The sequence below is a fragment of the Pseudomonas sp. NPDC089407 genome, from assembly GCF_044900445.1.
In the GTDB taxonomy this organism is placed as follows: Bacteria; Pseudomonadota; Gammaproteobacteria; order Pseudomonadales; family Pseudomonadaceae; genus Aquipseudomonas.
The window spans coordinates 42,416-55,349 of sequence record NZ_JBJDNB010000023.1; the positions used below are offsets into that span (position 1 = coordinate 42,416).

11 protein-coding genes and 1 tRNA gene are annotated in these 12,934 nt (G+C 56.3%); 8 read left to right on the forward strand and 4 right to left on the reverse strand.

All coding sequences use genetic code 11. From position 1 onward, the window contains the following. Window positions 1-201: 201 nt before the first annotated feature. From ACI2KG_RS18175 to ACI2KG_RS18190, 4 genes are read left to right on the forward strand one after another with little or no spacing between them, the layout of a single operon-like run. A complete protein-coding gene (locus ACI2KG_RS18175; RefSeq protein WP_019750272.1) occupies window positions 202-816 on the forward strand; it encodes a hypothetical protein in 615 nt (204 codons plus the stop codon). Continuing rightward, complete coding sequence (locus ACI2KG_RS18180) at window positions 813-1,055, forward strand: hypothetical protein (RefSeq protein ID WP_110679026.1); 243 nt, start codon at window positions 813-815, stop codon at window positions 1,053-1,055. The genes ACI2KG_RS18175 and ACI2KG_RS18180 overlap by 4 nt, the downstream gene beginning before the upstream one ends. Beyond that, window positions 1,052-2,068 (forward strand): toprim domain-containing protein, encoded by a 1,017-nt coding sequence (locus ACI2KG_RS18185; RefSeq protein ID WP_404662824.1) that lies wholly within the window; start codon window positions 1,052-1,054, stop codon window positions 2,066-2,068. The genes ACI2KG_RS18180 and ACI2KG_RS18185 overlap by 4 nt, the downstream gene beginning before the upstream one ends. Continuing rightward, the gene (locus ACI2KG_RS18190) at window positions 2,065-3,837 is read left to right on the forward strand and encodes a DUF927 domain-containing protein (RefSeq protein WP_404662825.1); all 1,773 of its coding nucleotides are present in this window, start codon (window positions 2,065-2,067) and stop codon (window positions 3,835-3,837) included. Before ACI2KG_RS18185 ends, ACI2KG_RS18190 begins: the two co-directional genes overlap by 4 nt. 429 nt (window positions 3,838-4,266) lie before the next feature. Here the strand turns inward: ACI2KG_RS18190 and ACI2KG_RS18195 are convergent, their stop codons facing one another. Further along, window positions 4,267-4,479, reverse strand: coding sequence for a hypothetical protein (locus tag ACI2KG_RS18195; RefSeq protein WP_253090736.1), 213 nt, complete (start codon window positions 4,477-4,479; stop codon window positions 4,267-4,269). Further along, window positions 4,476-4,808, reverse strand: a complete 333-nt coding sequence (locus ACI2KG_RS18200) for an ogr/Delta-like zinc finger family protein (RefSeq protein WP_404662826.1) — start codon at window positions 4,806-4,808, stop codon at window positions 4,476-4,478. Before ACI2KG_RS18200 ends, ACI2KG_RS18195 begins: the two co-directional genes overlap by 4 nt. A gap of 54 nt (window positions 4,809-4,862) precedes the next feature. On the opposite strand from ACI2KG_RS18200, the gene ACI2KG_RS18205 reads away from it, so the two are divergent. The 4 genes from ACI2KG_RS18205 (at window position 4,863) to ACI2KG_RS18220 (ending at window position 8,556) form a co-directional block, all read left to right on the forward strand. Further along, complete coding sequence (locus ACI2KG_RS18205) at window positions 4,863-5,444, forward strand: GPO family capsid scaffolding protein (RefSeq protein WP_404662827.1); 582 nt, start codon at window positions 4,863-4,865, stop codon at window positions 5,442-5,444. Between the two features lie 54 nt (window positions 5,445-5,498). Continuing rightward, window positions 5,499-6,224: a hypothetical protein gene (locus ACI2KG_RS18210; protein WP_404662828.1), complete on the forward strand. Its 726-nt coding sequence runs from the start codon at window positions 5,499-5,501 to the stop codon at window positions 6,222-6,224. Between the two features lie 760 nt (window positions 6,225-6,984). Beyond that, complete coding sequence (locus ACI2KG_RS18215) at window positions 6,985-7,977, forward strand: hypothetical protein (protein ID WP_404662829.1); 993 nt, start codon at window positions 6,985-6,987, stop codon at window positions 7,975-7,977. Window positions 7,978-7,983: 6 nt separating this feature from the next. Beyond that, window positions 7,984-8,556 carry a hypothetical protein gene (locus tag ACI2KG_RS18220; RefSeq protein WP_404662830.1) on the forward strand — a complete coding sequence of 191 codons (573 nt, stop codon included), beginning with the start codon at window positions 7,984-7,986 and terminating at the stop codon, window positions 8,554-8,556. Between the two features lie 327 nt (window positions 8,557-8,883). Here ACI2KG_RS18220 and ACI2KG_RS18225 read toward each other — a convergent pair. Both ACI2KG_RS18225 and ACI2KG_RS18230 read right to left on the reverse strand, forming a co-directional pair. Next, a tRNA-Ile gene (locus ACI2KG_RS18225) sits at window positions 8,884-8,960 on the reverse strand. Window positions 8,961-8,976: 16 nt separating this feature from the next. Further along, the gene (locus tag ACI2KG_RS18230; RefSeq protein WP_404662831.1) at window positions 8,977-12,720 is read right to left on the reverse strand and encodes an EAL domain-containing protein; all 3,744 of its coding nucleotides are present in this window, start codon (window positions 12,718-12,720) and stop codon (window positions 8,977-8,979) included. Window positions 12,721-12,934: the final 214 nt, after the last annotated feature.

A 12,934-nucleotide genomic window follows, 5' to 3' on the forward strand; every position in this document is an offset into this window, starting at 1 on the left:
GCTCGACTCTTTACCAGCGTGGGCTGCTCGCCCACACCCCGGCAGGGCAGTGCCCTGCACCCAGGGGCTGCAAATTGCCGCGGCTAAATCAGGCCGATTGATCACCTGGGGCACTGGTTGCCATTGATTTGAGCTGTTGCGAAGCGGGTTACAGGCGTATCAGCCCTGTGATCTTCCTCCCCTCACTACGGGACGATTGAGATGAACATTTTCCAAGAGCGCAGTGATGCGCTGAAGGGTTCGGCTTGCCTGGAAAAAGCCTTTGATGTGCTGCACCTGGACGCGCACAGCGCCCAAGTTGGATATGTGAAGCCCGTTCGGACATATCGCTTGGTCGGCGACCAAGATAGCGTCCAGGCAGGCGACTACGGAACAGCAATTGGCGGAGACAGTGGCACTGCCATGACCGGCGAAAGCGGAACGGCAGTGGTAGGAGACAGGGGCTCAGCGCTGGCAGGAATGTTCGGGACAGCAAGTGCTGGGGAGTGGGGACGTGCCACCGCTGGGGACGGTGGTGTGGCCTCTGTTCTTACTTGCGGTATCGCCATTGCTGGTCATTGTGGGGTAGCAAATGCCGGTGATTACGGTACTGCCTCTACCGGTGCCAAGGGTACGGCCAGCGCAGGAATCGGGGGAGCGGTCTGTGCCGGCGAGCAGGGGGAAATTCGCCTCAAGTATTGGGATGGTCGGGCGCAGCGCTATCGGACTGCTGTCGGTTACATAGGTGAGAAAGGTTTAGTAGCCGGAGTTTTTTACAAGCTGGACAAAAACCATCGCTTCATCGCCGTGGGTGCTTCCCAAGGGGGTGTCCAATGAAAATTGGCGTTAAAAGCTCCCCGCTTACGATAGAGCAGCTATCGCAGCTCTCTGGACAGTCCATCTCTTCTATCCGTCGTGAGATCAAGAATGGGGCCTATCGCACCATTCCAAAGACTGACGGCACAAAAGGCGTGCTCATCGACATGGAAGACTTGGCGCAGCAAGCAACGCAGCAAGCCGAAGAAGCTCTACGCCAAGCGCGAGGGACAAGCCTTCTCCGAAAGGAGCAGAAATGATGAGCCACTTGCGACCTGTTGAATTGATCCGTCATGCAGCAGCTGGAGCCCTGAGTGCGGCTGATGTGCTTTTGGCCGAGTGGCTTCCTGAAGGCAAACGTAAAGGCCGCGAATGGGTGGCGGCGAACATCGCTCGCGGGGATCGGCAAGCCGGTTCCTTCGGTGTATCGCTCGACACAGGCCGGTGGAATGATTTCGCTGACAGCGGTGCCCATGGTGGCGACCTGGTGTCGCTGCTGGCCTATCTGCGCGGATGCGGTCAACTGGATGCGGCCAAGGAAGTGGACGAGCGCCTGGGCCTGGGCCTCTTCAAGCTTACGGTTACGGATGCTCAGCAGCTACAGGAACGCCAACAAGTGTCCGAGCGCGAGCGTGCCTCTTGGCGCCTGCGTGAACAACAGCTCCAGGAGGAAAAGCAGCTCCAGGCTGCCCGTGAAGCCGCGCAGCTCTGGAAAGTAGCGAAGGCCGCTGATCCACTGCACACCTACCTGTTGGCCAAGGGGGTGAAACCGCACCTGGTGCGCCAGTTGGGGCAAGGGCGGTTGGTGGTGCCGCTCTGTGATAACGGGCGCTTGGTGAACCTGCAGATCATCACGCCGGATGGCAGCAAACGCTTTCTGATGGGGGGGCGTGTCCAAGGTTGCTATTCGCCACTGGGCAAACTCTCCGAGGGATGCCGCCTGTATGTGTGTGAGGGTTGGGCCACGGGCGCCACGCTGCACGAAACCACCGGGTGTCCGGTGGTCTGTGCGATGAATGCCGGAAACCTTAAGGCTGTAGCCATGGCCATGCGTGAGCGCTATGGCGCCACGCTTGACCTAGTTATTGCCGGTGACGATGACCGCAGCACGGCTAGTAATCCGGGAAAGCGTGCTGCCAACCAAGCCGCTCGTGCTGCCGATGCTCGTGTGGTTTTCCCTGAGTGGCCCTCTGACGCCCCCTCCGCCCTATCCGATTTTAACGACCTGCACCTCTGGCTTGCGGGTCAATCCAACAAGAGCTGCAAGCCATGAGCACACATGAAAAGCCCCCGACCTTGAGTCTGGTGGGCGAGCCACAAGCACCTGCATTCGAAAAGCTGGAGCGGCCCCGCTACGCCGTTTACGAGCACCCTTGCACCGTGGAGGGCAAGCTCTATAAGGCCGGCACCTGGTATCACGGATTGAAGCAAAGCGGGCCTGATGAGAAGGCCATTCCGGTCGATCACTGGATCTGTGCTCCCTTGAATGTGGAAGCTGAAACGATTAATTCAGAGGACGGCACCATAGGCCGTTTGCTGTCGTTCACTCACCGGGGACGGCGCATCGAATGGGTCATGCCTATGGAGGCACTGGGTGGGAAGGGTGATGAGGTATTGAAGGTGCTGCTGAGTCGCGGCCTTGTCATCGAGCACCACCAGCGCCGCCAGATCGTGCCCTACTTGGCCAGCCACCAGTCACCTGAGTTGGTGATCGCTACCACCAGCAAGCCGGGCTGGCATGAGTCGGGGGCGTTTGTACTGCCGTCTCGCGTCATTGGCGGGGACAACGTGCGTTTCCAAGACTCTGGCAGGGCAGCCAACATTTTCGCCAGCAAGGGCACCGTCGACGGTTGGCAGACCGAAATTGCCGCCCGGTGTGTGGGCAACCCCGTGTTGATCCTGTCAGTTTGCTGTGCCCTGGCGGGCCCTTTGCTCGCCAAGGTGGGGGTGAATGGCGGCGGCGTGCACCTGGTGGGTGATTCATCGAGTGGTAAATCCCTTGCCCAGCTCCTCGCAGCGTCCGTATGGGGCAATCCTGGGGCGTTCGCCGCGTCCTGGGACGTATCGAAGGGCGGTATCGAGATCGAAGCCGCATCGCGTAATGACACCATCCTGATCCTGGACGAAATCAAGCGGGCTGACCCAAAGCGGGTTCAGGAAATGGCGTATGCCATCGCCAACGGCATGGGTAAGGGCACCATGACCAGGGAGCGAGAGGGTCGTGCCAAGTTGACCTGGCGTGTCCTGGCGCTATCCAGCGGGGAGCGTTCACTGTCAGACCACGCCGCCATTGGTGGCAGTAACGCCCACGCCGGTGCCGAACTGCGCATGGTGGATGTCAATGCGGGTACTCGCGCACACCGCGCTTTTGATGACGTGCATGGGTTGACGGGGCAGGAGTTTCACCGGGTTGTGAGCGATGCCGTCACCCAGCATTACGGCCACGTAGGCCCGGCGTTCGTGGAGTCGCTGATTCAGCATCCGGAAGATCTGCACAGCGCATTCCGGCAGGTACGGGAAGCCTTTGCCACCGAGAGTTCACAGGCAGGCCGGGTAGCGGATCGCTTCGCAATCATGGCGCTGGCTGGTGAATCGGCTATTCGCCGCGAACTGTTGAAATGGCCGAAAGGGACTGCCGTCAAGGGCTGCCAAACGCTGTTCAACGAATGGCTGCAAACGATGGGTGACGGTAGTGCAGAAGATCGGCAGATACTTAGTGGTATTAGCGAATTTATCGCCCTACACAGTGATAGTCGTTTCTCAGACATATGCGCAGAACATGCCAATGTCACTGTTCGTGAACGCGCTGGTTACTACCAGGTTGAATCCGATAAGCGTCTCTATTTGTTTAACCCTCCAGGTCTTAAAGAGGCTGCCTCGGGTTTTAGCCAGGCACGAATCGTACGCGCCTTGATCGGCGTGGACGCTTTGGTGCAGAAGGATAGTGAAGACAACCGGTGGACTAAAAAGCGACGCACGCCAGGTGGTGGGAATTCCCGTTTTTACGTAATTGACCCCGATAGGCTAGAGAAAGAGGGATAAGCCGGCCGCGCTACCCCACAAGACATGGGCGCAGAGCTATTTTTGATCGGGAACACCGGGAACACCGGGAACGGCCAGAGAATACGGGGCTACTGGCGTTCCCATTTAAAACACAAGAGTGGGAACATGGGAACACAACTCTGTTTAATAGGGTACGTCCCACCCATTTTGTTCCCGGTCAAAAAATTGCGGGAACAGAAAAATGCTCTGGAGGCCGCATTCTAGAAGGATTCTCCCGAAAATCCCGCGTTCCCCGTTTTTTTGAAATCAGACGCGGTAAATAGGGGGTGTCGGTGGTTTTTGTTGACAGATATCTGAAGCTTTGACCTATGCGAGTGTTTTGCACGCCAGGTGGTGGGGTTGAGGCAAGACGCCGACCGTGACCCCCCACCCCCTTGGCGAGCTGCTTTGAGCCGTTGCCGTCTGGCATCAAATGACGTCTGCACCATACTTATCATCGCTGTCCGGTTTGATGCCGCCCGCCTGATTGATGAGATCGATAGTTGTCCAGGGGCCAGAGCGACCACGGAATATCCTTACCCCCTGACCTATTAAGCAACGCTCAACATCGGAGCGCCGTTGATAACCTGTAACCTGCTGAAGGTCCTGGAATGTCAGCACACCAGGTATGGCCCTAGTCATGTCAATAGGTCCAACTGCTGAAGTATCTGTCTTTGCTGTTCTTCAGTGAGTTGCAAGATTCTATCAATAATTGTGCTTCCTGCTGTCTTTAAATTTGAAGGCTTTAGAGTGTGAGAAAAACTGAACTCTGAAACAAAGCTGTGCCCGCAGTGCGGCTCAAGACAAATGCAATAGAGTTTTGCATAGGTTGGTGATTCTTCTTCCACTCTAAAAATACGTGCCTTTTTTCCACAAGATCCACAATAAATCCGCATTCGTTGCGCCTCAAAAGGACGGATAAGCGTCAGCTGTATGTTAATATTAACATGTTGGTGCGGCATGTTGCGCATGTTTGCGACGGCTGCACATTTTAGACTAACTTCCTTCGCTAAGTGAGGCTCTTAATGCCCCGATCACTTGTAACTTCCTGGAAGCGTGTCGCCACCAGTGGGCCGACTGCTGACGGGCGAGAAATCAAAGCGCAGGACTTACGCGACTGTGCCGAAACCTATTCGCTATCTAAATACACCGCTGTTATCTGGGTCGATAACCAGCGCGGTAATGGCGCGCACGGTACAGTTTACTCTGTGCGTTTAATTGATAGTGATCCTGAACTAGCAAAGGGCCAAGTAGCATTAGAAGTGCAGATGAAGCCAAACGCCCGCTTGCTCCAGTTGAATCGTGACGGGGAAAAGTTGTTTTCTAGCGTCGAGATAACGCCAAACTTTGCTGGATCTGGTCGGGCTTATATGACAGGCCTTTCTGTGACTGATGAGCCCACCAGTCTCGGTACGCAAGAACTATTTTTCTCCAGGAAAGCCAATACAGCCACCTATCGCACCAAAGCTATACCGATGCGTTCTGCACCCATGAGCAACGTACTGGCCGCAAGCCTGAAGCGCGTGAAGCGGGAGTTAAGCGCTCAGGTGTGCGCTTTGAGATCGCGCGGTAAGTACAAGGCCAAGCCCACGAAGCGACTTCTCTAGCCACAGTCGTACCCGGGCGCTTTCAATATCAATTCAACCATTCAGGTAAACCATATGAGTATCCAAACCTTTGATGTGCAGAGTTTGACCCCTGAGCTGCAACATCGCTTAACCTGCTTTGAAACTAATAAGGCTGTGTACGTCGATCTTCAAAATAAACTTGTTGAGGTGACGCAAGAAAACCAGCGTCTGATACAAAAGGCCGCTGAGTTTGAACGGCAGGCTGATCGAACTGATGCGTCCTGGAGAAGGCTTGCAGGAACGGGGGAGATCGACCAAACCAAAGTTAATGAAGAAATCGAACGCGCCGAGAAGCTTAGGAAAGAAGCTAATGCCATGCGTGCCACGGTTGAGGCGCGGGCCAGTCTTGAGAATAATTTGATTATGCGATTGGCAGAGGCGCGTATGAAGTTGTCAAGTGAGCCTCTGGCACTCAATAATGAGTATTGGAAAGCCCAGCTTGCCAAAATGCTTGCCCGTGAAGGTTTGCGCGAAGAGTTGATGCAAATTTACGCGTTGTCGAGGGCAATATGCCTCCGTGACCTAAAAATACATGAAGGTTTGTTGCGCCACTGTAACGGATCGCGTGAAAGAGAAGCAAAGAAGAATGAACTTGTCTGGATGGAGTTTGGGAAAGAGTTAGAGAAGCTATTTGACGGTGCTGAGAAGGACGGAGTGCCGCCAGCCTTGGCTACGCTTCCTAGCGCACTCTCGAACGAGGTGGCGGTGAACTCGCCCGCTACGTTGCACAAGCTCAAGACCCTGAACGCCAAATCCTGAACCTAGCTCTACCTGGCTCGAAAAGCTGCTAGCACGATAGCTGCCGGGGCCGTGCAAACGGCCTCGGTGGGTTTTGCGGGTTTTTCGCAGCGTCCGTTGAGCGAGCGAAGCTCATCACCCTGCGTCCCCGCACCAAGCTCTGACGTGCAACTGAGTGCAACCGCTCAAACCCTACTACCAAGCCTGAAACCTTTGCCGCCACTGGGCTACGGCCGATTCACCAGCGCCCGTTGGATCAGAAAAGGCAGCGCCAAAATTGAGCGGCGCATTCTGAAAAAATCTGGGCTCACCCCTATTGCCATTGGGTGTGATGGCCGCAGTGGGCTACCAGGGGCGGGCAGTTTTACGCGCAATGGCTTTGCGTTCCTTTGCCAAACCTTGCACTCAGTGCAATGGCCGATCTGCTGCCAGAGCCCACAGCGGGCCTGGGCCGGGCGTTCCGTTGCACTACCCACGGCCTTTGCACTTTTTTTCGACGGAAAGCGCGTCGGCGGGAGGGGGATAAGTGATTTTTCGCCCCGTTTTTTTTCTCGAGCAATTTTGGCCGGTTTGCTCGTTCCGGTAGATGGCCATTGGGTTGCCCAGGCTGACAAAGGGTGCCATGATTGAGCCATCACAGGATGTGGATGATAACAACATGGAAATATTCTGGAATCTATATTTGGATTCTTCAAAGCAGCCTATATCGGCTAGCGACGATTGTAAGCCTACCGTTCTCGGTCTTCTTAAATAAAATATTTAACAGGAGCAGGTAATCTGTATGTCCAGGCGTATTGCTACGTTTTTTGATATGAAGCTGTATGCTCGGGGGCGTTCAAGGGCAGAGGGTAATATCGCCGACTTTCCTGCGACTCCGAAGTCTATGAAAGAGATTCAAGAAATAGTTGAGGCGCTCATTGCGGGTGGTGACAATTTTTTGAGTAAAGGTCACAGTGATAAAGCTGACAAGTACTATATCGCCCACACAGATATCGTTAGCGGATATTGGGTGCTTTTGATCAATAGGTGCGATCCTAGTGCCCCCGACTCTGTATATAGTAATCCAGAGTCTAAAGAGCGCAAAGTAAACGAAAAGCTCCCTGGGCAAGGTGCTGAGTTTTCTGCGCATCTAATACTAGATACCAAGCCAGCTAAAGGGGGGGATTACTATTTCTGTATAATTGAGTCTGCATCCGGGTCCGGTTTGGGAAGTAGCGCCATTTCTAATTACTTCGCGCATGTGATCAGGCACTGCAAGAAACAAAAACCTGAACTATTCAAGATTCCTAATATGGACGGTTCTTGCAATAAAAAAGGGGAGCAAAATAAGGTTCACCATGTTCATGAGGTGGAGCTGCAAGGGCATATATCTGACACTTTCAAAAGCGATCTACAAAGCGGCGCTCTCGCGGGTATTGAGCTGATAAGTCATAAGAAGGTCGGCGGGAAGTGGGATAATGCAGGTTTCGTAAAAGAAAAACACCGCGTTATTAAGCTTGCATTGGAGAAAGATCTGATAGGTGATGCAGTAAAAACTGTTAAAGATGTTCTTACAAATGCAAAAAATGATGGCCTCGATCAGATGCGTGTTAGCTTCAAGGATGGCTCGGGCTCTCCGAATAACGCCTTACTATCAGTTGATACCGGCCAGTTGGCAAATGATGGTCGTTACGTAAAGCGATATTACGTTTCGTCTACTAATGCGGTTAGCTCGGCCAGCATTGAAGAAGTTAATCATGCTATAGTTAAGGAAGTCCTTAAGAGCTTGGAGTGACTTAAAATGTTGAAGCAAATGTTGCAGCCGCTTTCGTATCTTGCGATACGTCACCCGCAAAAATGGAAGGTAGACTGGCTTTTTCCAGTTATTATATCTTTGCTTTGCACGTGGCTTTCTACTAATGAGGAGTGGCACTCTGACATTTACAGGGCTTCCGGTCCCGTCAGTCTACTCTTAGGCTTCCTTTCATGCCTTCCAGGTTTTTATATTGCTGCCCTGGCAGCAATTGCTACGTTTGGTCGTAATGATATTGATAACGTATTGCCCGAGCCTACTCCAACTGTAAAATTAAATACTCGTGGAGAAAACATTTTAGTAAAGCTCACTCGTCGTAGGTTTTTGGCAATGCTGTTCGCATTCTTGACATGTGAAAGTATAGTTCTAGTGTTGCTCTCTGTCGCGCTAATGTCTAGCGGGGCGGAAATTGCCAGTGTTGGGCTATTGAGCGGCTTGGTAGGAACACTTCTTTCGCTAGCAATGACATTTATTTATTTTACGTTGCTCATGCAGATGCTGACTGCGACGTTCTGGGGTCTATATTATCTAGGGTTCAAGCTGCATGAGCCTCAGTTTTAATAGGTTCGATGTGATCTGAATTTTGCAGATACGGGTTTCTATGAGGCGTCAGTATAACTTGTACATTGTTCTATGGCGGTTAGTTTCCCTTGGTGTGGAATGACGCAAGGCGAGATTCAAGCCCATCGTAGTGTGAGTGTGTTGAAGCCGCGACGATACGTGCGATCTGAGCAGCCGCCTGACCTCGGCCCCGATCCTTTGCGCTGAGGGGCTTGTCGGAGCAGACGATTAGCGAGCGATGTGGACGAAACGGGGACGAAACGGGGAAAATTCCTGCCAAAAAACACAAATGGCCTACGCTGATTAGACGTAAGCCATTGATTTTATTGGTGGGCCCACACGGACTCGAACCGTGGACCAAAGGATTATGAGTCCTCTGCTCTAACCAACTGAGCTATAGGCCCTCAGTGAGTGGCCGGATTATAACGAGGGTTTCGCACCTGTGCCATCTGAAAGATCCGATAGTGCTATGCGAAGAAACGTTGCGGCGAATTCTTCTGCCGGCAAGGGCAGGCTGACGATGTAGCCCTGGATCTGCTCACACCCTTCAGCCGCCAGAAAACGCTGCTGGGCCTGGTTTTCCACGCCCTCGGCAATGATGGTCAGTTGCATGCTGCGGCCCAGCGCAATGATCGCGCGGGCGATGGCGGCGTCGTGGGGATCGTCGGGCAGGCCGCGGATGAACGACTTGTCGATCTTGAGGATGTCCAGCGGCAGGCGCTTGAGGTAGCTGAGCGAGGAATAGCCGGTGCCGAAGTCGTCGATGGCCAGCTGTACGCCCAGTTTTTTCAGTTGGTACAGCACGGCCAAGGCTTCTTCGGCCTGGCTCATGATGAAGTTTTCGGTGATTTCCAGCTGCAGGTCGCCGGCCTTGAGCTGGTACTGCTTGAGCAGTTGCTCGATGCGCCGGGCCAGGGTCGGCTGGCGCAGCTGGGCGCCGGCGAGGTTGATCGACAGTGGGCCGAAGGGTTCGTAATGCTGCTTCCAGGTCTGCATCTGCCGGCAGGCCTGCTCCAGTACCCAGTCGCCGAGCTGGAGGATGGTGCCGTTCTCTTCGGCCAGGTGAATGAAGTGTTCGGGCGGTACCTCGCCAAAGGTCGGGTGGCTCCAGCGGATCAACGCTTCGGCGCCGACCAGGCTCTGGGTCTTGAGGCTGAGCTTGGGCTGGAAGCACAGGCTCATTTCGTTACGTTCCACGGCGCGGCGCAGTTCATGCTCCAGGGCGATGCGCTCGCTGGCCTGCGCAGTGAGGTCGCGGGTGTAGGCTTCGACGCGGTTGCGGCCCTTGGCCTTGGAGCGGTACATGGCCGCGTCGGCGTTGCGGATCAGCGTGGCAACGTCGGTGCCGTCCTGTGGATACAGGCTGATGCCAATGCTGGCGCTGGTGAAAAACTCATGTTCGCCCGCCTGGAACGGTGCATTGAAACAGGCCAGCAGCTTGTTGGCGATGCTGCTGGCGTCGCTCGGCTTGTGCAGGCCGGGCAGCAAGATGATGAATTCGTCGCCGCCCAGGCGGGCCACGGTGTCGACGTCGCGTACCTGCTCTTTCAGGCGCTGGGCGATGCCTTTGAGCAGCAAATCGCCAACCGGGTGGCCAAGGCTGTCGTTAATGTGCTTGAAGCGGTCGAGGTCGAGGAACAGCACTGCACCCTGGCGGTTGGACACTTGAGCGCAGGTGAGCACCGCCTGCAGGCGGTTTTCGAACAGGGCGCGGTTGGGCAGGCCGGTCAGCGGGTCGTGGTGGGCCTGGTAGTCAAGCTTGGCCTGGGCGTGTTTAAGGCTGGAGATGTCGGCGAATACGGCGACAAAATGGGTGATTTCGCGCTCGCTGTTGCGCACTGCACTGATGGTCAGCCAGCCGGGGTACAACTCGCCGTTTTTGCGCTTGTTGTAGATCTCGCCTTGCCAGTGGCCTTCATCGGTCAGTTGGTGCCACATGGCGGCATAGAAGGCGCTGTCGTGCTGGCCAGAGGCGAGCAGGCGCGGGGTTTGGCCAAGGGCTTCGATTTCGCTGTAGCCGGTGATTTCGCTGAAGGCGCGGTTGACGGCACTGATGCGCTGGTCGATGTCGGTAATCAGCACGCCTTCGGCGGTGTTCTCAAACACGGTGGCGGCCAGCTGCAGTTTTTCCTGCATCAGGTGCCGCTCGGTGATGTCGCGGGCGATGGTCAGCATGCAGTCGACGCCGGTAATCGGCAGAGGACGGGCGGACAGCTCGCACAGGCGGATCTGCCCGTCGCTGCGGCGGATATGGCAAGTGAAGTCGCGCACGAAGCCTTCGCGGTTAAGCTGGTCGATCAGGCGCTTGCGCTCGTTGAGGTCGACCCAGATGCCCAGGTCCAGCGAGGTCTGGTCGATGGTCGGGTTGAGGTCGTGGCCGGTGAGGCGGCAGAAGCCTTCGTTCACTTCCAGCAGCAGGCCGTCGCTCTGGCGCGACAACAGCAGGCCGTCGGGCGAGGCATGGAAGGCTTTGGCGAATTTCTCTTCCGAGGTTTGCAGTTGCTGCTGGGTTTCCTTGAGCTGGTTGATGTCGCGTACCGCTACCACCAGCGCGGGGATGCCGTCGAGCTCGAAGGTTTCGGCTGAGGTCAGGCCGGTGAACAATTGCCCGTTGCTGCGGCGGAAGCTCATCTCCAGGTTGCGGATACCACCCTGGTGCAAGCGCTCAAGCACCAGCGGCCCGCTGCCTTCGTCGCCCCACAGGTTGAGCTCGGTGGCGGTGCGGCCAATGACTTGCTCCGGGGTCAGGCCGATCTGCTCTTCGAAGGCTTCGTTCACCTCCAGCAGGCAGCCGTCGCGGTGGCGGGCGATCAGCAAGATATCGGGGCACTGCTGGAACACCGAGGCAAACTTCTGCTCTGACAGGCGCAGGGCGTCCTCGGTGCGCTTGGTTTCGCTGATGTCGATCATCAACCCACGCATCACCGGCTGGTGCCCGTGTTCGATCATGCTGACGATGTTGCGTACCCAGAGTGGCTGGCCGTCGGCGCGGATTACCCGGTAATCCAGGCTGTGGTCGCGCCCAGCGGCGGCTTCGCTGTCACAGTAGGCCTGGGCCCAGAGGGCGTCCTCTGGGTGCAGGATGCTGCGCCAGAAGCCGGGCCTGAGCCAGTCGGTCAACGGGTAGCCCAGCAGGTCTTCGGCATGCGGTGACACGTAGCTGTAGGTGTAGTCGTTGGCGTCGGCCTCCCAGGCGATGGCTGACAGGCTTTCGACCAGGCCGCGGTAGTGGTATTCGCTGCTGCGCAGCTCCTGCTCCAAGGCGATGCGCCGGGAAATTTCCGAGCTGAGCCGGCGGTTGATGCGGATGACGACGGCCAGCACGGCCATCAGCAACAGCATCGCTGGCAGGCCATACACCAGCAAGTCGGACCAGAACAGCCGCTGGTCGACCACATTGCCCACCCAGCGCTGCTGGATCTGGCTGACCTCGCTGCTGCTCATGTCGGCCATGACTTTGTCGAGAATGCCGACCAGTACCTGGTTGTTGCGCGGGACGGCCATGGCCAGTTGGTAGCGGTAGGGCGTTTCGCCGCTAACGTAGAGGCCGTCGAGCTTGAGCTGGCGCAGGCTCCAGATGCTGGACGCCAGGTCACCGACTACGGCGTCCACCTGGTCGGTAGCCAGCGCCTGCAGCGTTGAGCTGACATTGGGCAGGGCCACCAGGTTGAGGTCTGGATGGTGGGTACGCAGCAACTCGTGCGGGGCGTAGTTTTCTACCACCGCGATTTTCAGGCCGTACAGGTCATCAAGGTTGCGCGGCTGTGCGCCGCCTTTGTGGGCGAGGATAACGATGGGGAAGTCGAGGTATGGGCGAGTGAACGCCAGGTAGGCCTGGCGTTCGGGGGTCGACATGATGCCGGGTAGCAGGTCGATACGGTTTTCCCGCACCTGTGCCAGTACCTCGGTCCAGCTGCTGGGCTCGACCGGTTTCAGCGTTACGCCCAGGCGTTGCTGGATCGTGGCGATGTAATCGGCGGCCAATCCCTGGTAGCGGCCTTCCTGGTCGCGAAACTCGAACGGTGGCCAAGAGGCGTCAACGCCCAGGCTCAGCTGCGGGTGGGCAGCCAGCCAGGCTTTCTCTTCGTCTGTCAGGGTCAGGGCGCCGGCCGTTACGTTCCACAACATCAGGAGCAGCAACAGGATGGCCGGCTTGAAGGACATGGCGGCCTCGCATTCAGGGGTCTGAGTCGAGTGTAGACGGGCATTGCTGCAGGTGTGCAGTGGAAGGTGGGGTCTTTTGTCAGATACAACAGGGCCTTGCGCAAATTTCGGGGCTTACCCTTCATGCGTCATGCCTTCGCTGCATTTTGAGGCGGCGCAGTAACTGTAGGAGCGGCCTTGCGTCGCGATAGGGCCGCAGAGCGGCCCCGGCAAT

Coding starts and splice junctions, on each gene's coding strand:
- ACI2KG_RS18175 (WP_019750272.1), top strand. CDS start 202: ATGAACATTTTCCAAGAGCGCAGTGATGCGCTGAAGGGTTCGGCTTGC.
- ACI2KG_RS18215 (WP_404662829.1), top strand. CDS start 6,985: ATGTCCAGGCGTATTGCTACGTTTTTTGATATGAAGCTGTATGCTCGG.
- ACI2KG_RS18180 (WP_110679026.1), top strand. CDS start 813: ATGAAAATTGGCGTTAAAAGCTCCCCGCTTACGATAGAGCAGCTATCG.
- ACI2KG_RS18195 (WP_253090736.1), bottom strand. CDS start 4,479: ATGACTAGGGCCATACCTGGTGTGCTGACATTCCAGGACCTTCAGCAG.
- ACI2KG_RS18210 (WP_404662828.1), top strand. CDS start 5,499: ATGAGTATCCAAACCTTTGATGTGCAGAGTTTGACCCCTGAGCTGCAA.
- ACI2KG_RS18200 (WP_404662826.1), bottom strand. CDS start 4,808: ATGCGCAACATGCCGCACCAACATGTTAATATTAACATACAGCTGACG.
- ACI2KG_RS18230 (WP_404662831.1), bottom strand. CDS start 12,720: ATGTCCTTCAAGCCGGCCATCCTGTTGCTGCTCCTGATGTTGTGGAAC.
- ACI2KG_RS18190 (WP_404662825.1), top strand. CDS start 2,065: ATGAGCACACATGAAAAGCCCCCGACCTTGAGTCTGGTGGGCGAGCCA.
- ACI2KG_RS18185 (WP_404662824.1), top strand. CDS start 1,052: ATGATGAGCCACTTGCGACCTGTTGAATTGATCCGTCATGCAGCAGCT.
- ACI2KG_RS18205 (WP_404662827.1), top strand. CDS start 4,863: ATGCCCCGATCACTTGTAACTTCCTGGAAGCGTGTCGCCACCAGTGGG.
- ACI2KG_RS18220 (WP_404662830.1), top strand. CDS start 7,984: ATGTTGAAGCAAATGTTGCAGCCGCTTTCGTATCTTGCGATACGTCAC.